The 18,401-nt window shown below is 60.4% G+C and carries 14 protein-coding genes; 4 read left to right on the top strand and 10 right to left on the bottom strand.

Translation table 11 applies throughout. From position 1 onward, the window contains the following. Positions 1–5 precede the first annotated feature (5 nt). Entirely contained in the window at positions 6–434 is a 429-nt protein-coding gene (locus OX460_RS21735) for a hypothetical protein (protein WP_251349857.1), read from the top strand. A gap of 167 nt (positions 435–601) precedes the next feature. Continuing rightward, complete coding sequence (gene gluQRS, locus OX460_RS21730; protein WP_289899904.1) at positions 602–1,522, top strand: tRNA glutamyl-Q(34) synthetase GluQRS; 921 nt, start codon at positions 602–604, stop codon at positions 1,520–1,522. 74 nt (positions 1,523–1,596) lie between these two features. Here the strand turns inward: gluQRS and OX460_RS21725 are convergent, their stop codons facing one another. Beyond that, entirely contained in the window at positions 1,597–3,822 is a 2,226-nt protein-coding gene (locus OX460_RS21725) for a TonB-dependent receptor (RefSeq protein ID WP_289899903.1), read from the bottom strand. 508 nt (positions 3,823–4,330) lie between these two features. Here OX460_RS21725 and OX460_RS21720 point away from each other — a divergent pair. Beyond that, positions 4,331–7,006: a PAS domain-containing protein gene (locus tag OX460_RS21720; RefSeq protein ID WP_289899902.1), complete on the top strand. Its 2,676-nt coding sequence runs from the start codon at positions 4,331–4,333 to the stop codon at positions 7,004–7,006. Next, complete coding sequence (bla, locus tag OX460_RS21715; RefSeq protein WP_289899901.1) at positions 6,999–7,892, top strand: class A beta-lactamase; 894 nt, start codon at positions 6,999–7,001, stop codon at positions 7,890–7,892. Before OX460_RS21720 ends, bla begins: the two co-directional genes overlap by 8 nt. A gap of 13 nt (positions 7,893–7,905) precedes the next feature. On the opposite strand, the gene OX460_RS21710 is transcribed toward bla, so the two are convergent. The 9 genes from OX460_RS21710 to OX460_RS21670 form a co-directional block, all read right to left on the bottom strand. After that, on the bottom strand, positions 7,906–8,340 hold the full coding sequence (locus OX460_RS21710; RefSeq protein ID WP_289899900.1) for a DUF695 domain-containing protein: 435 nt from the start codon (positions 8,338–8,340) through the stop codon (positions 7,906–7,908). Positions 8,341–8,379: 39 nt separating this feature from the next. Continuing rightward, positions 8,380–9,042 (bottom strand): hypothetical protein, encoded by a 663-nt coding sequence (locus OX460_RS21705; protein WP_289899899.1) that lies wholly within the window; start codon positions 9,040–9,042, stop codon positions 8,380–8,382. Positions 9,043–9,138: 96 nt separating this feature from the next. Further along, entirely contained in the window at positions 9,139–9,405 is a 267-nt protein-coding gene (locus OX460_RS21700) for a PAAR domain-containing protein (RefSeq protein ID WP_099665253.1), read from the bottom strand. A 13-nt stretch (positions 9,406–9,418) separates the two neighbouring features. Beyond that, on the bottom strand, positions 9,419–11,035 hold the full coding sequence (locus tag OX460_RS21695; RefSeq protein ID WP_289899898.1) for a DUF2875 family protein: 1,617 nt from the start codon (positions 11,033–11,035) through the stop codon (positions 9,419–9,421). Positions 11,036–11,092: 57 nt separating this feature from the next. Next, the gene (locus OX460_RS21690; protein ID WP_289899897.1) at positions 11,093–13,387 is read right to left on the bottom strand and encodes a DUF3274 domain-containing protein; all 2,295 of its coding nucleotides are present in this window, start codon (positions 13,385–13,387) and stop codon (positions 11,093–11,095) included. Between the two features lie 18 nt (positions 13,388–13,405). Next, positions 13,406–14,944 (bottom strand): type VI secretion system Vgr family protein, encoded by a 1,539-nt coding sequence (locus OX460_RS21685; RefSeq protein WP_289899896.1) that lies wholly within the window; start codon positions 14,942–14,944, stop codon positions 13,406–13,408. Continuing rightward, the gene (locus OX460_RS21680) at positions 14,922–16,196 is read right to left on the bottom strand and encodes a type VI secretion system Vgr family protein (protein ID WP_289899895.1); all 1,275 of its coding nucleotides are present in this window, start codon (positions 16,194–16,196) and stop codon (positions 14,922–14,924) included. The genes OX460_RS21685 and OX460_RS21680 overlap by 23 nt, the downstream gene beginning before the upstream one ends. A 242-nt stretch (positions 16,197–16,438) precedes the next feature. Next, positions 16,439–17,302 carry a hypothetical protein gene (locus OX460_RS21675; protein ID WP_289899894.1) on the bottom strand — a complete coding sequence of 288 codons (864 nt, stop codon included), beginning with the start codon at positions 17,300–17,302 and terminating at the stop codon, positions 16,439–16,441. A 74-nt stretch (positions 17,303–17,376) separates the two neighbouring features. Further along, the gene (locus OX460_RS21670) at positions 17,377–18,372 is read right to left on the bottom strand and encodes a PHB depolymerase family esterase (RefSeq protein ID WP_289899893.1); all 996 of its coding nucleotides are present in this window, start codon (positions 18,370–18,372) and stop codon (positions 17,377–17,379) included. Between the last annotated feature and the right edge of the window lie 29 nt (positions 18,373–18,401).

Below are 18,401 nucleotides of genomic sequence, written 5' to 3'. Positions count from 1 at the left end.
AAATTATGAAAATAAATACTACTGACGGATCCATCAATATCGGAAAATTCATTACCTTATTCAGAGGTATGAAACGAAATGATTTACTATCACAATCAAAAAAACAAATATGGAAGGATTGGATAAAAAGAGATGGCGAGATAATATCTTACAAGACAACATTAAAAAACGAAAATAAACCGAAAGAAACCATAATTGCAATTGTTTTTTTTGAAAAAAATAATGGCCATATAAAATTCTGGGATATTGGACCAGAAAAAAATACTAATGAAATTCAATCAAAATCGGAAGGGAAATACACGAAAAAAATGAGGGGATGGTTTTTTGAAAACTTCCAACTTACTCTTCCACAATCTGGATCATGGGGCGAGGTAGATGCATTTTATGACCCTCACAATCTTACGACATCAATTATTTGCCACTATCTATATTAGTATGCATGGAAGACAATTTAAAAAACTATTTTTAAGAGCAAAAAATTAAAAAATCAAGTTCGAATTTGACTTACTTTTCACTCTGAACGATACTTTCCATTGCAGACTTACAATATGCCAATCAACTCTGCGACACCAGCACATCAGATTTTCATAAAAATTTTTGCATGACCTCAACGCCCGTCCCCTACATCGGCCGCTTCGCCCCCTCGCCCTCCGGCCCACTGCACATGGGTTCGCTCGTTGCCGCCATGGCCAGTTATCTCGATGCGAAGGTGCATCATGGAACGTGGCTGCTGCGCATCGAGGACCTGGACTATGACCGCAATGTCGAGGGTGCCGATCGGGGCATCCTGGCCAGCCTGCAGCGCTGCGGCATGCAGTGGGATGGCGAGGCGACGTGGCAGAGCCGGCGCTTGCCGCTATACGAGGCGGCGCTGAAACAGTTGCAGGATGATGGCCTTGTGTATGCGTGCGGCTGTTCGCGCAAGGAGATCCAGGATTCGGTGCTGCAGGCGGGCGGGCCCAAGGGCGCAGCTACCGTGTATCCGGGCACTTGCCGCCACGGCTTGGCGCCAGGCAAGGCGGCACGGGCCTTGCGGCTGCGGGTGCCGCAAGGGGCCGATGCGGTGTACGCTTTTGCCGACCGCTGGGCCGGCCCGCAGCGGCAGGACTTGACCAGCGAAGTGGGTGACTTCATCGTGCTGCGCGGCGATGGCTATTGGGCGTATCAGCTGGCCGTCGTCGTCGACGATGGCGCACAAGGCATCACGCAGGTGGTGCGCGGGGCGGACTTACTCGATTCCACACCGCGCCAGCTGTATCTGCAGGATGTGCTGGGGCTGCCCCATCCCGGCTTTTTGCACGTGCCCGTCGTCACGAACGACAGTGGCGAAAAACTGTCGAAGCAGACGGGCGCCCTCGCCTTCGATACGGCAAGCAATGCTGCCGACCTGCTGGCGTCGGCCTTGCTGCCGGCCGCCCGCTTCCTCGGTCTCGACGTACGCGCCGAGTCCATCGACGATTTCTGGCGGCAAGCCATTCCCGCGTGGGCGCGGCGGCTGGCGCAGCTTCCCGAGCACCCATAAAAAAACCCGCCACGGCGAACCGGGCGGGTAGCAATGCAGGCGCCAGCACATGGCCGGCACCTGAAGTCTGGCAATTAGAAGTTGCCTTTAAATTGAACGCCAAACTGACGTGGCTCATTGATGAAGCCCGTGCGGTTGTTGAAGTCGATGGCACCCGTGATACGCTGGGTGTCGGTGATGTTGCGGCCAAAAACGGCCATTTCATACTTGCCGGCATCCCAGGTGTAGCCCACGCGCAAGCCACCTTCGACCATCGGCTTGCCGGTGAACTCGGTGGACTCGTACAGGAAGAAGTTGATCTTGCTGCGGTAAGCCCAGTCCGTGAAGACGAAGAATTCGCCGTTTTCCATCGGGATCGAATAACGGCCCGTGGCGGTAACCGTCCACTTCGGCGCTTGCGGCAACGGATTGCCATTGATGATGGCGAAGCCGGCGGCGTTTTTCGGATCGGTCACGGTGCAGCTGCGGCACGTGGCCACCGACAGGCTCGGATCCTTGATTTCCGTGAAGTTGTAGCTGCCGCCCAGGGACATCTTCAGGCTAGGCGTAACAAAACCTTCCAGTTCCAGTTCCGCGCCGCGGCCATTCGTCTTGGCTGCGTTGATCAAACGCGTCACGTTCGAGGTGCCGCCCACGACCGTCAGTTGCTGGTTTTTGACCTGGTAGTTGTACAGGCTGAAAGCAACGCGGGCACGGCGCTCGAACAGGTCGGCCTTGATGCCCGCTTCGACCGAGGTGATGGTTTCCGCGTCGGCAACCGTTACGGACACCTTGTCGCTGGCTGGCGCAATACTTGGCGCGCGGAAACCGGTAGCGACACGGCCGTAGAAGTTCACGTCCTTGTTGTACTTGTAGGTACCGCTCAGGTCCCAGTTGACCTTGGCTTTGCTGACATCGGCGCTGGTCGGAGAAATCTGGACGATACGGTCCGCTTCAACGGTGTTGAAATCCTTCTTGTCCTTGGTGTAACGCAAGCCTGCACGCAGCATGAAGTCATCGTTGACGGCATAGTTGACGGAACCGAAGGTGGCCCAGGCACTGTTTTTCTGGCGGCTGGCCAGGTGCGAAACGAGCGCATGGTCGCTACCGCCGAAGTTATCCGTGTAGCCGTTGGCATCTTCGTTGAAGTAGTACACGCCAGCCTGCCAATTGAGCGGACCGGCATTTTTCGATTCGGCGCGGAATTCTTGCGAGTATTGTTTCACGCTCTTGATGCCGCCAGCAGTTTCCACCGGGAATGGAATCGCTGGCACCATGCCTTTTGCGCCACCGTCGATGTCGCCATGCGACACATACTTGCCCACGCGTTCGAAACCGGTGATCGAGTACAGCTTGACGCCGTCGAGTTCCCAGCTCAGGCGGGCGCTGGCGCCATTGGTGCGCAGCTCCTGGAAGTTCAAGGCATCGGTGTAGGATTTGGTCGGATTGAAACCGTCGACCAGGTCATTCGTGCCCAGCTTGATGGCGTTGGCGAAGAACACGCGTGCGCTGCCCGTGGTGCTGCGCTGATGCACGTTGAACAGGGCGTTGAACGTGCCGTTCGGCGCATACATCAGTTGCACGCGTTCCGCGTGTTCGTTGTAGCCGTCCAGCGCGTTTTTCTGGCCCGTAAACGTGTTGTCGACGTAATCGTCGCGGTGCTGGCGCAAGGTCGAGACACGCATGGCCCATTCTTTGCTCAGCGGCACGTTGACGGCGCCGTCGAAATTGGTGGTGTTGTGCGTGGCGGCGGAAACGTTGTAATAGCCTTCAACCTTGTCCAGGTTCGGCTTGACGGATTCGAACTTGACCACGCCGGCAGGCGTATTGCGGCCGAACAAGGTGCCTTGCGGGCCGCGCAGCACTTCCACGCCAGCCACGTCGAAAATCGGATAGCCCTTGAGGATAGGGTTTTCTTGCACGACATCGTCGTAAATCAGGGAAACAGGTTGCGATGCAAAGATGTTGAAGTCGGTATTGCCGTAGCCGCGGATGTAGAAACGGGGGAAGGTGCGGCCATTCGACGATTCCACGTTCAGGCTCGGCACTTTGCCGGCCAGCACGCGAATGTCTTGTCCACCGGACACCAGCACGTCGAGCTTTTCATCACGCAGCAGCGACACGGAGACGGGCACGTCGCGGATATTTTCCTTGCGGCGCTGCGCCGTCACGGTCACGGTTTCCAGCTGGCTGGCGGCAGGGGTCGTATCAGCAGCGACTTCATCAGCATAAGCCGAGCCGATAGGCAAGGCAGCGGACAGTGCCAGCATAGCAGCGCTTTTGGCGCACAAACGCTTGTGCATCTTGGACATCTTGATCATGTTGTTTCCCAGAAGTTTAAAAAAGAATTGCGAAACCTGTCTCCGGGTTATGTACGGCGCTGGATGATCGTTTGCACCATTTCGGTGCAACAGCGCGAGCGGATGTTTCTCCGCTCTCGGCGTCACTGGCTCTGCCCTGGCTGTCGTCCAAGCTGACAGCGGTTCTGGCCGCATCTCCGGGATGTCTGATGAACACCAACTTTTAAGTAAGGCGCCAATTTAATTCAAGCGCCTTATACGCTGCAAGAATATTGTTATGTAAAATATTCATTCATCAACATAAAGGCCAGACTAGTGGTTATTCAGCCACAATAGCGTGCTCGCCTTGCTATTTCCTCCGATGCCATGCCGCGTGACGCGCCTTTTCGCCAGGCCAGCCGAAAGCGGAATTGCTGCCCTGCGAGACAGCCCCGAGGGTAAAAATAGTTGTAATATCGCCAGAATGAAGTTGCCAGACCGCCCCATTCCAGTGCGGCGGCGCCCCCCTGCACCATCGTCGATAGCCTCCATGCCAGAACCCAGCCAGCCCAGCAACGCCGTCCCGTCCTCCACCGTCGCCGCCCAGGCGGCGCATCTGCTGCTGAGCGCCCATTGCGACATCGTCTGGAGCACGAAAACCTTCGGCCAGTTCGATGCCGACCAGCCATCCTGGCGCGCCTTCACGGGCCAGACCGAGGCCGAACTGCTGGGCCGCGGCTGGGTCAATGCCCTGCATCCCGATGACCGCAACTTGCCTTACGTCATGCCATCGCACCTGACCAGCGTGTTCGAAGCGGAATACCGGCTGCGCCACGTCAGCGGCGCCTACCGCAACATGCTCGTGCGCATGCTGCCCGTGCTGGCGCCCGATGGCAGCATCGTTGAGTGGCTGGGCTCGCATAGCGACGTGACGCGGCAACGGCAAACGGAACAGCGGCTGCGCCTGGCCATGCAGGGCGGCCGCATGGGTACGTGGGAGATCGACCTGGGCAGCGGCAGCATGGCCGGCTCCGACGCCTTCAAGGCGAACCTGGGTCTGCCGCCTGACAGCCGCATCGATTACGCGCAGTTGACGGGCGCCATGCTCGACGGCGACCTGCAGCACTGGCAAACGGTGGTGCACGCGGCCATCGCCAGCGCCAGCGATTTCGAAATCGACATCCGCGTGCGCTGGCCCGACGGTTCACTGCACTGGGCGCACATGCGCGGCACCTGCGCCAGCGATGGCGCCGGCAACGTGATCGCCCTGTCCGGCATTTCGCTCGACTTGACGACCAGCAAGCAGAACGAGGAAACCCTGCGCCTGACCCTGGCGGCCGGCGAAGTGGCCACCTGGAACTGGGACATCGTGGCAGACCGGGTCACGGCCGACAGCAATATGGCGCGCTTGTTCCCCGTCAATGCCGATGCGGCCACGGCGGCGCCGCTGGCGCGCTACCTGGACATCATCCATCCCGATGACCGCGAGCAAGTCAGCGCGCAGATTGCCCAGGCGCTGCAGGCGCACACGCCGTTCGAGGCCAGCTACCGCGTCGGCGCCGGCGATGGCCAGTACCGCTCGGTCATCGCGCGGGGCCGCGCGGAATACGCGCCCGATGGCACGCCCCTGCAATTGCCCGGCGTCCTGCTCGACATCACGCGCCAGAAACAGGTGGAAGATGCGCTGCGCCGCAGCGAGGAGCGCTACCGCACCCTGATCGAGCTGATGGACCAGGCTTTTTGCGTCATCGAAATGCTGTACGACGAGCAAGGCCGCCCCGTCGATTTCCGCTACCTGGAAGGCAACCCCGCCTTCGTCAAGCAATCGGGACTAGACAATGCCATCGGCAAGACCATCCGCAGCTTCGTGCCCGACCATGACCAGCACTGGTTCGACCTGTACGACCAGGTCGTCAAGACCGGCGAGCCCGTACGCTACGAAAACGAAGCCGTGGCCATGGAGCGCTGGTTCGAAGTCTTCGCCGCGCGCCTGGGCGGCCCCGGCAGCCGCCTGCTGACGGTATTGTTCAGCGACATCAGCGAGCGCAAGCGTTCTGAGCAGCAATTGCGCCAACTGGCCGACAATCTGTCCGAAATGGACCGGCGCAAGACGGAATTCCTGGCCACGCTGGCGCACGAACTACGCAACCCGCTGGCGCCCATCCGCAACGGCTTGCAAATCATGCGCCTGGCCGCCGACAAGCCTGCCACCGTGGCGAGAGTGCGCGACGTGATGGAACGGCAAGTCAATCAGATGGTGCATCTGGTCAATGATTTACTGGACGTGGCCCGCATCACGCGGGGGCAGATCGAACTCAAGCTGGAACGCACGGATCTGAAAGCCATCATCGCCAGCGCCGTGGAAACGAGCATGCCGCTGATCGAGGCCAGCCGCCATCAATTGCAGGTGCAAGTCGATGAGCAGGCGCTGCCGCTCGAGGCCGACCCCACGCGCCTGGCGCAAGTGCTGGGCAATCTGCTCAACAATGCCGCCAAGTACACGCCGGCCGGTGGCCAGATCAGCTTGCGCGCGCGGCGCGATGGCAATGAGGCATTGATCGAGGTCAAGGATAGCGGCGTCGGCATTCCCGCCGAGTCGATCACGACCGTGTTTGACATGTTTACGCAGGTGGGGCAAAACATGGGCCGCGCGCAGGGCGGGCTGGGCATCGGCCTGTCGCTGGTGCGGCGCCTGGCCGAGTTGCATGGGGGCAGCGCCACGGCGGCCAGTCCCGGCGCCGGCCTGGGCAGCACCTTCAGCGTGCGCCTGCCCCTGCTGGCGGAGGCAGCGGCAGCGCCCGCAACAGTGGCCACGCCCGCCAGCGCCGCCGGCGGCCCGCATTTCCGCGTGCTGGTGGTCGACGACAATGTCGATGCGGCCGATACCCTTGCCGCCGTGCTCGACATGATGGGCCATGCCACGCAAGTGGCCCACGACGGCGCACAGGCCCTGGCCGTGGCGCCGCAATTTTTACCGGACGTCATCTTCCTCGACATCGGCTTGCCCGGCATGAACGGCTACGAAGTGGCGCGCGCACTGCGCCGGATACCGGCCGGCGCCAACGTCGTGCTCGTTGCCTTGACGGGCTGGGGCGCCGAAAACGACCGCAGCCAATCGAGCGCGGCCGGCTTCGACCACCATCTGACCAAACCGGCCAACCTGCTTGCCATCGGCGAACTGCTGGCCACCCTTTCCACTTCAACAACACTGACCGACCATGACTGAATCCCTGAACCACGTCCGCCGCCACCTCCTGCTGGCCGGCGGCACCGCCCTGCTGTGCCCGACACCGCTGCTGTTTGCCGCGCCCGCCACCGGCATCGCCGCCGCCCAGACGCAGCTGGCCGCGCTGGAACAGGCCGCAGGCGGACGCCTCGGCGTTGCCGCCTGGCGCCACGGCAGCGAACAGCGCGTTGCCTATCGCGCCGACGAACGCTTCCCCCTGGCCAGCACCTTCAAGGCCATGCTGGCGGGCGCCGTGCTGGCCCGCAGCGTCAGCCAGCCGGGCTTGCTGGACCAGCACGTGCGTTACGAGAAAAAAGAATTGGTCACGTATTCGCCCATCACGGAAAAGCATCTGGCCGACGGCATGAACGTGGCCGACCTGTGCGCCGCCACCTTGCAGTACAGCGACAATAGCGCGGCTAATTTCTTGATGAAAATATTGGGCGGACCGCAAGCCGTGACGGCGTTTGCGCGCAGCATCGGCAATACGGTGTTCCAGCTGGAACGCTGGGAAACGGAATTGAATAGCGCCATCCCCGGCGAAGTGCGCGACACGGCCAGCCCCGCGTCCATGGCGCACAGCTTGCAGCAATTGTTATTGGGAAATAGCTTGCCGGCACCGCAGCGCCAGCAACTGGACGCGTGGATGCGCGGCAACACGACGGGCGACAAGCGCATCCGCGCCGGCGTGCCTGCCGGCTGGCAGGTGGCGGATAAAACGGGTTCGGGCGCGTATGGCAGCGTCAACGACATCGGCGTCGCCTACCCGGCCAGCGGCGCGCCGCTGATCATCGCCGTGTACTACACGCGCGAACAGAAAAAAGCGGACACGAACCAGGACATCATCACGGCCGCCACGCGCATCGTGACGGCCGCGTTGACGTAATTCATTGACGTAATTACTTCGGTAACGCGGCCATGAAGCCTGCATACGTGGACCAGGCGGGGTCGGCCGCGCTGCGGATTTCAATCGGGAACTTTGGACGCGGCGCCAGCGCCGTGTTCAGGCGATTGAAGAATTCTTCGCCCGACTGCGTGTAATAAATCCATTCGCGCAGGTTCTCGCCCGTCGACACCAGCGCCAGCGTGGCGAAGCCTTGCTCTTCCACCACGGGCGCCAGCGCCGCTTCCAGCTCTTCCATGTGCTCGCGCTCGTTCGGCGCGGGCATGCCCGTCTCGTCCTCATAACGCCAGGCGATGATGATGCGGTCCGGCTGCGACGACAGGTCCCAATCGTCATGGAAAGTGTCGACATAGCGGTAGATGATGGCCATCTCGTCGCTGTGCGTGACGATGGTGCCCCAGCTGCGGGCGGAAGTGGAATTTTCGTTCATGGTTGCAACAGTCAAAAAAAACAATCGAGGGGGCGCAGCTTACAGCACTGGCGGGCAAGTCACATTCCACGCGTCATACTGGGCACCGCTCTTGCGCAGCCAGACACGGGCGTAGCTGTCGCGGTCGCTCTTGAACACGAGCGCATAGCGCTCTTCGGCGCGCGGTGCGGCGGCGCCCACGTCGACGGCCGCCAGCGCAAACTTCAGCGCCCGCAACGGGGCGCAGGCCGTGTTACCCGCCATCAATAAGCGCGCCCGCTCCAGCAGCGGTTTCTGGTACAGCAACACGCCTTCCAGTTCCGCATCGGGGACGCGCTGCAGCATGCGCACGGGTTCGGCCACGGCGCGGCAAGTGCCGCGGTCGAGCCAGGCAAAATATTCCATGCCCGCCTCCTGCCAGCGCGCCTGCCTGCCCTCGCCGTGCAGCACGAACTTGGTGCGCTGCGTGCGGCACAGCGCGCCATGACCGCGATACGGCGCCGTTTCCACGCTGCCCACCACTTCGCTGCCGCGTCCGCCCACCACGGGCACGCTCTCGAACACGGTGCGCGCAGCCGGCTCGCCCGGATATTGCTGCGCATAAAATTCCAGCAAGGACGCGCGCTGCTGCGCATCCACCGCCACCGCCTCGGCGGCACTGGCAGAGAGGCACACAGCCGACACTACGCACAGCGCCAAGGGGCGCACGATATATCTAGGCATGGATCCAGGCATGGCATTCCTTCATCGACGTTCAAGGGCGGGTATCGCCCAAGCGCAGATTATATAGTTACCAGGAAATACCAAGAGGAGCGGACGTCAGGACGTGCGGAAGCTGGCGCCGCCAGCGAGCAACTTGGCGCCGCAGGTGGTGCTATCGCCTTCGAAGGCGATAGCGATGCCGTTGATGCTGTGCCGGGATGAGCCGCTGGCAATCTTGCAACCCTGATGTCCCTTGATGGGGCAGCTGCACAAGTCCCCGACGCAGGCGACAGGAATCCCATTGACCGTAAAATGCGTGGCGGCACAACTGAGCACCTTGCCGCCGTGCGAAGTGGCGTCGCCCAACCGGATGACTTTGCGCATGCTGCCTCCAGAATCATTGTCCCGCCTGGCTTTCCAGGATGGCTTCCACCGATGGCGCCGCGTAGTTTGCGGGGTCGACGGCTGGCGTGATACGGCTGCGGAAGATATCGCCGCCGGCATCCTGTTTCTTGCGGGTTGCGTCCGGTGGCGGTGTGATGAAGATAATGCTCGCCTCGTTATTGTCACGCAGATTGATCGCCGCACTGGCGCCACCGTCGCGATAGCTGCCCATCACGCCGATGGCCATCTGCATGAACCAGGTGGCCGCACCGGTATTGCCCAGGCGATGATCGGTATTGATGAACTGCGCGCTCTTGCCGCTGTCGATTTCCGGGCCGCCCTGTGCCGCGTAGTCATGCAACATGCCTTCCAGCATCAGCAACTGTTCCGGCTGCTTGCCCGTACCGGCCACGACGCGCGCCGGCCCCTTGCCGCGCTCCGCTTCCGGCAAGGTCTGCAGTGCCTGCTGCCAGCCAGCATTGAATATCTTCTGGCGCGCATCACGCCGCGTGACAGGCTTGCCTTCCTCATCCGTAAATTTGACGAATACGGGCCGGTGCACGAAACCGAACGAGGGCAAGCGGTCGAAGGTTTCCATCTGTTCCCGGTTCCATGGAATGGGGAACCACGGCGTCGGTTTCCAGTCGCGCGGCGGACGATTTTCCCATGGGTTGAGTTTATCGAAGGTATGCAAGCCCACGCCGCGGATATCGGGCCGCTGAGCGAAGGTAGCGGCGGCGGCGAGCCATTCGGCGACGGTGGGTTGACGCTCGCTGAAGGCGTCAGGTCGTTTCTGTTTCTCGCGTGAGGGAAGCGATTGCATCAGTTCGTTGTACATGGCACGGAGTTGTTCCCTAACGAATTTATTCGCTGGGTCATCCCATACAAAAGGGCGCAACGGTTCTATTCGCTCTCGGCGCGCAAGGATAAATACTGCCGTGGCATCGGGCATATCTGGAATGAAATATCCGTTTACCAATTTCCTTGCAGTACCTGGCTTCCGGTTGCCATCCCGCGTACCAACGCTGTCCTCCGAGTGTAAGGCGACGTAGGGTACGTCAGGATGCTTATCGAAAAAATCAAAAACATCAATCAGCAATTGATCGGGATGTTCATCCAACTTCCATGAAGCCACGGAAAATAGATGCAAGGGCATGCCCCCCGTACCAGCGCCAGCCACGAGTCCCGCCATCGGCTCTATCAAACTCGGTTGTGCGGCCGGGTCGAGGATGGGAGTACCTGCATAGAAGGATGGCAAGCCCCAGTTCATCGGAGTGAAATTGATGCCATTTTCCAGCGCATCGTAGGCCCTACTGCCGCCCTCCCCATCCTTGTCATCACCCGTCCATGGGTATTTCTTGGGGTCTTGTTCGCGTATGCTGGTATAAGCACTTCCTTTTTGCAAAGCTTCCCACAATTTACCCTGACGGTATTTGTCCACTGTCACACCGAATCCGATCACTTCCAGCACGTATTCTTGCCCAGATTCCACAGGTTTCGTTGGCTGTTGCGCCTGCAACTGGGATGCAATTTCACGCGCCTGACTCTTCGATAAGGCATTGAGCCATAAAAAACCAAAAAATAAAATTACAACAACTAATGATATTCCCAACCAACGAAGCGTCATCATAGCTATCACCTTTTGGTCTGCAATTCCGGCGAGACAATATTCGGCCCAGGCAAGTTGCTACCGACGGGGCTTCGACAATTCTTTTATTTTGCTTTTTTCACTCACTATTTTTATGTTTTTTGTTTGTGACACTACAATTTTCCACAACGGCCCTGATAGCAAGGGCAATCCTACAGGCAAGATCCCAGTGTTGTAATAGTCAATGCTGCCATTGATCGCAGCACTTCTCCATCCAGGTTCTACGGATAAATAGGGAGCAAACTCCAATATGAATTTATCTTTTATCCGTATTCCCTTACGCCCTTTTTCGTTGCTCTTCAGGTTCTTCACCCGCCAATCCGCCACCGCACACAGATACGCATAAAACTGCGGATCCGACGACGCCTTGCCACTGCCAATGGCCACGTCATACGCCGTCACTTGGCGATGATTCTTCGCGCTACCGATAATGGAACTGTGGAAAGATTTGGCACTGACCTCGCGCTGCCAGCGCAAGCGCGCCTCGTTCGGACTTTCCTGAATTTTCGCCACGACGTTGCTGTCAGGGTAGCGTAGCGCGGACACGATTTCACGTTGATCAAGCTTGTCTTTCACGTGCAGTCCCTGTTCTTTGTTGTAGCTTGCCGTCATCAATGCCAACTCTCGTGGATTAAGGTGTTCTAGCCGCTCGGGAAACTTTTGATAGCCTCCCGGATCAGGACGATATTCGCTACGTAACTGCATGCCAGTCCCGCTCGTCAGTGCGACCGTAGCATCGCAAGGATCAACCTCCTCCGCGGGTCCCTGATCGGCAACAGGACGGTTTCTCATCATGGACGTTGCCGGGATATTCGCAGGATCGATTTGCGACATGCCGCGTAAATCGGCGGCCACCGGCTGCTTCAATGCTTCGCCCGTAATGGTGCGTATGCCATTGCGCTGCTCCATCTTTCCCAACCGGGCATTGACAGGCCAGGCCACCGCCTGATGTTGTGCACGGTGTTTTCGCAGCGAAACCTCCACGTGCGACTGCTCCGTTTCCGTCGGCAGGCGCAACGGAAAATCAAAAGGCGGCGGCTTGCCCACCAATGAAACCGTGGTCTTGCCAGTGGCCGGATCCAGCCTGGTCTTCTCGCTGAATACGCGCTGATAAAATCTGCCCCCCAGTTCCGCCAGCGCGCCGCGTACCTGCTTGTGTTCCACCATCTTGGTATGTCCGGAAGAAATACTGTACCCATCAAGACTGGATGTCTCCTCTTCTTCCATCAATTCACTTCCCGACGCATAATCGGGCACGCCATCCCATCCTATGCCCTGGATGTTATCCAGCGCCACGGTCATATCTTCAGGGCAAAAATACAGATAGACTTTGCGGCGATTGTCGCGGTCGTCGGCACTCTGCCAGCGGCTGCCGACCATGCCACGATGTTCGTCCTTTTTCAGGTCGGAAAACGGCGGCTTGCATGCCTGGCCGTTGCCCTTCGCCACGCCGGTAACTATATTCACCAAGGTCTTCAGGCGCGCGCCCAAGGTCTGCGCACCACTGAGCAAATGGTAATAGGACTTCATTGCCGCATCCTCGCCGCCGTCGAACCAGGCGGCACCTCGCATCAACAGGGGCAGGCTGTCCACCAGGCTGTACGGCGGATGCGTGAGTATCAGATTATCGGCCGGCGCCAGTCCCTTTTCCATCAGCATGGCTTGCGCCAGCAGCGACAGCAGGCAACCCTGGCTATGTGCAACGATGCTGACGGTGTCTTCCGCGTCATAATCGCGGATCATGGAAATGAGTGCGGCCAGGCGCTGCGCCGCCAGCACCATGTACATGCGCCCGGGCGCCGTCCTCAGGGGCCGCAAAGCATCGCCCATGGGATCCGCAGGTGCATACATGCCCGGACGCCACATGTCGGGTAAGCTGCTGGTGGCGTTGCCGAAAGGACCTCCTTCCTTGGACAGGTCCTTGTCGAGGCGGTTGCCGTAGCGGTCGACGAACTGGCCGTTGATATTGCTGCATTTCACTCCCACTTCGCGGTAGCCCCAGTAAAATGGAATCACGGGACTGTTGGTGTCCTTGGCAATCGTGCGCTTGAAGAAGACGGCGTCGGGATCGTCTTCCAGCCTGTCCTTGTCCGCCGCCACAGGCATGCGGTAAGACGCGGCCGTAAAGCCGCGACCCAGCCTTTGCGTCAGGCCTTCGCACAAGCCCTCTTCCACCGCCTTGTAGCTGACGCCCACATCGTTGACGCCATGAATGACGATGATATTGCCCGGCAGATTGCGGCGTATCTTGACCTTCTTGCACACGCTGCGTTCGCAATGCAGGATCGCCACATCGTCGCCCACGACATACGGCACTGTCGGATAACTGCCCATCGCACTCTCCTGGCGTCATCAATCCTTGTTGTTGAACACTTCGATGGCGGCCAGGTGCATCGCCGTGCGCTCCAGCACGTCCGTCTTGCCGCACCCATCGCTGCGGCCATCCGCCGCTGAACCATCGCCCAGCTTCACTGCAAAGTGCGCCTGCGGCGCCAGCTGCGGTTCTTGCGGCACGCCATCGACGGGACTGTCGTCGCCCTCGTATTGAAAAATGAATTGCTGGTCGGTCTTGCCCTCGGCAAAGTTTGGCAATTGCACCGCCATGCTCTGCGGATCATTGAAAACGAAGTTGGGTGCATTGAAATTCAGCGGCGACTTGCTGCCGAAGGTGATGCCATCGGCGATGCGGATAAAGGCGCCGTGCTTGGAGATCAACACGATTTCATCGGCCATGCCAGTCAGCTTGCCGTCGCTGGCCGTCAGTTTCAGGTTTTTCCCCGCATTCAGTTCCATGTCGTCATGCTGGCTTTGCAGCAGGAACTTGCCATGGTGCGCGATGGCGCGGATGCCGTCCGTATGGGAAAACAGCGATATGCCCTTGCCCGCATTCACGCTATAGCGCTGGCCCGCGACCGCTTGCAGATGCTGCTGCGCCACCGTATCGACATTGCTGGCGGCGTAGCTGACGATGGCCTTCGAACTGGCAAAGCTGATGCCGGCGGGCGCCGTGACGGCAATCGCCGCCGCAGCGCCCAGTTCGGCACGGGGCTCCGTATTGCTGCCGCCTTCCCAACTTTTTAAACTTTGCTGCAATGCCTGCTGCGCCTGGTCTTCCTGTTCCAGTGCCTGATGCGCCACCGCATAGCTGCCCAGCGAGCGAAACAATTCCAGGCAGTTTTCCATCAGGCCCAGATATTCGCTGCGTGCCATATGGCTGCCATCGCCATTCAGGCGCTTCCAGGCCGAAATCAGCATGCCCTTGCCCGCCCGCATGGCCATTTGCTCGTCGGTACGCAACTCGGCACCCTCGCCGCGCGCCGTGCCCTGGCCGTTGCGCCTATCCTGCGTCAGCCAGCCCAGGTTGAGCTGAGTGGAACCATGATCGCTGGCAAGCTGGGCATTGATTTGCCCATGGACATCATCAAAACGCAGCTGGTTGCCACGCGTGCCCTTGATTTCGCGGCTCTTAATGCCGGACAAGTAACGGTTACCGGGCAAGTCGCCTGCCTTGCTCAGGGCGATCGGCTGCGCGTTGTGGTTGTACAGCTGGCCGACGACGATAGGCCGGTCCGGGTCGCCCCCGAGAAAGGCCAGCAGGACTTCGCTGCCCACGCGGGGCAAGCCCAGGTAGCCGCATTGCTGCATGCTGCCAGGTCCGTTCCCCGCCCAGTTCGACGCGACGCGTATCCAGGCCGAATCGGCATCCGTATCGGAGGCGCCCGTGCCGCCCGCATGCTCGTGGTCCAGCTTGCGCGTGGCGGGAAAGCGAACCTTGACCCGGCCCATCGCGTCGCAATGAACTTCCTCATTCTCCGGCCCCACCACCACGGCGCTTTGCATGGTGACTGACGGCAGGTCGATGCGCGTGTCATAGGATGGGACGATGGGCACGCCGCACGGCAGTCAGTGCAATATGCATGCGCAGGGGGCCATCATCCACCGCCGCCGCCAGTTCGCGCTGCGACAGCGCTATGTCATCGGCCAGCCAGCGGTTGCGCGCAAACAGGCGTGCTACCCTGGCGGCAAGCTCTCGGGGTAAGTTATTTTGCGCTGCCACCTGCAGCGATGTAATGACAAAATCACGCTCGGCCACCGGCAAGGCGTCAATGTCCGGGTGCTCGGCCAGGCTGAAGTATTCGCCCGGGCACAGGTCGCGCACACTGCCTTCGGCGTGAAAGCAATGGCTCTCGTAATCGTGCTGCTGCATGGCCAGCATGCCCAGCTGGCACAAGGCCTCATGATCGATGCCCGCGCGCGGAGGCAGCACGCGGTAATCATCAAGCGTGGCGGCAACGGCATTGCCATGCATGCCCTGCTGTCCACGCCCCAAGGCATCGGCAGTCATGAACGGCCGCGCGCGCGGGTGTTCTTCATTCCAGCTATGGCGCGTCACCTTGCCCGCCTGCAGCTTGCGCACTTCGCTCCACGACGTCAGGGTGTCGCGCTGTTCCGTCGCGCGGTCCGCGTGATAGCGCACGGTATCCGCCATGTTTTTCCGCAAGCCATCGGCATGGTTGAATAGCACCAGGGTATGCGCCGGCTCGGCATGCGTATCCGTATTGCCCACCGCACGAAAAAACCAGGCGACGCCGCTACGCTTGAGCAAGCGGCGCACGAAGGCTGCATCGGATTCATTGTGCTGCATGACAAATTCACGCTGCGGATACATTTGCGCCTCGAAGAAATCGGCAAATGCATACTGGAAGGCGTGCGCCAGCACGGTATTGCTGCGTATCCACTCGTCGAGCAGGGTCTTGACGATCTCGATATCCGTCAGGCGCCGGAAGACGCGCGTATTGCAGCGCTTCTCCATGATGGCGAAGGCATCCGTCAGCACCAGCTGGTAGCTGGCCAGCCCACCGTCGCTGTCGCCGGCGCTCGCTTGCGTGACGAGGCCGCAGATACTGCGCAGCCTGCCCTGATCCGTCACGATATCGATGGCGGCTGGCAAGGCAATCAAACTACTGAGCGGCAAGTCGGCATGCGTCGAAACACACAGCACACGGTACTCGATACCACCGCAGATCGCCTCGCTGCCGGCGATACGCTGCGGTATCAGCACGCCGGCGGGCACCTTGGGCGAGACACCCAGGCGCAGGCGCAAGGGACGCTGGGCACCCGATATCGACTCGTCACCGTCCATGGAGTTCTCCTCATTCGCACTTGCATTTAGAGCCTATCCCAGTAGATGAATACATCTCCCGCTGGCGCGCCTCAGAAGCGGGGACTGCGTTGATCGTCGTTGCGTGGCTCGCCACGCGTCCTCCTCACGCCTTGTCCGCGCTCCTGATGTGCTGCCAGCAGAAGACGCTCCCTACTGGGATATGCTCTTAATCAAGCTGGAGAACCGAAAATGCCATGAGATGGCAAGGAAATACTTGATATTTAGTAAGAATCCGCCAAGGTTCCCACTACTTCCGTCAAGCTTTGCCGCTTGGCCGCCAGCGCCGCATCCGCCAGGCTCCATTGCTCCAGCCGCAACGCATACGCGGGCGTCATCATCCAGCCGAACACTTCCGCCTTGTCTTCCTCGGGGCCGTAGGCTGCGTATAGGCTGACGAGGCCCGGCTGCGGGTGGCCCAGGTTCTGGAAGCCCTTGCCATAGGCCGTGGCGCCGCCCTGGCCGTAGGCTGTGCCGGGCGGGTTCAGGGCCAGCCAGGCGGGGTCGCGGTAATAGAAATCGTTGAACAGCCGGTATTCGATGAAGTGGTAGTACTCGTGGTGCACGCGCAGCTCCATGCCGGACGGACACATCGCGGCCAGCAGGTTGTCGGCGTAGACGACGCTGTCGATTTCCGGCGCCGGCATGGCCAGGCGGCGCTGGCCGTCCACGCTCAAATCCTTGACCAGGACGACGTGGCGCAAGCCCGTGCGCGCGAAGACGCCGGCCGGGTAGCGCTCCATGGCCGGCAAGACGATGCTGAGCAGCAATTGCAGCCCGGCACGGTCCTGCTCCGACTCCGTAAAGGCGTGCGCCGCGCTGCCGGGCATGGACAAGGTCCAGGCGGGCGCCAGTTGCAAGGCCGCCAGACGCGCCGTGGCGATCGCCTGCAACTGCGCCACGCTGACGTCCTTTGCTGCGACGGGCGCGTAGCGCACGCTCCAGTCACATTCGCTGCGCATGCTGTCCTGCAGGGCGGCACGCTCGAACGCCAGTGCGTAGGCCGCCGATGGGGCGGGCGGGCCGCCACTGGCGCAAGCGGACAGCAAGGCGACGGCAAGGCAGGACAGCAGGCGGCAAGCGGGCATGGGATTTTTCACAGGCATACAGTGGAGCGCAATCGCGGCGCCCCATTCTACAAGATGAAAATTTCCCTACGCCATCAGCGCTGGTAATTCTTGAAGAAATTCCAGCTGATCACGGTAGCGTCCGGGCCCAGCTCGTCGCTGAATGGCCAGCCGGGAGGGCCGCCGCTCCACGCGTGGTTCATGCCCTCGACCGTGTACTTTTGCGCGATGACGGCGCCGTTGTGCAAATACGTGTCGATGGAATAGCTGCGGCCGTATGGCACCGTCTGGCGCACGATGCTGTCGGCGCGGTAGCGCACGCTGTCATTGTCGAGGCCATCGTCGCCGTAATCGCTCGTTTGCAGGAATTGCTCGATGGTTTGCTCGCCGTTGATCGGGTTGACGACGATGTCGGAAGTGCCGTGGAACACCATCGTCGGCATCAATCGGCGCGGCGACCCCGAGCAGCGCCAGGCATCCTTGCCGCGCACTTTCGGGTCGAAGGAGCTGCCGTTGAACAGGGAATCGGCGGCCGTGATCATGCCCGTGGCGCCCTTGTACATGCCGCCCGAATGCACCATCACGGCAGCGAACACGTCGGAATAACAGGCGGCCATGATGGACGCCATGGCGCCGCCGGCCGAGATGCCCGTCACATACACGCGGCTGTCCTGCACCGCATACTTGCTCTTGACCTTGTTCAAAATGCCCATCAGCACGGCCGGTTCGCCCGTGCCCCGCTCCTGGTTCAGCGGCAACATGAAATTCCAGCAGCGCATCGGGTTGGCCGTGACGTTCTGGCGCGGATAGACGACGATGAAGTTTTCGCTGTCGGCCAGTTCGTTGTAGCGGCTGACGGCGGCCATGCTGTTGGGCTCGGAGCCGCAGCCGTGCAGCATCAACACGACGGGCAGCGGCGTGTTCGGATTGTAGTTGCTCGGTAGCCAGACCTGGTATTCGCGCGAGCCCCACAGGCTCGCGTACAGGCCGAAGTCCCACTGGCCGGCTGCGGCCGGCAGCGCGGCCAGCAAGCCGCAGGCGGCGATGAGTGCAGATAAGAAGTGACGCAGTTGCTGATTCAGATGTGCCATGCCAGTCTCCTGATTATTATTAAGGACGA

The organism is Janthinobacterium sp. SUN033 (assembly GCF_030397595.1).
GTDB classification, from domain to species: domain Bacteria; phylum Pseudomonadota; class Gammaproteobacteria; order Burkholderiales; family Burkholderiaceae_D; genus Janthinobacterium; species Janthinobacterium kumbetense.
Note: the sequence above shows the minus strand (reverse complement) of the source record. Positions and strands in the feature narration are given on the sequence as shown.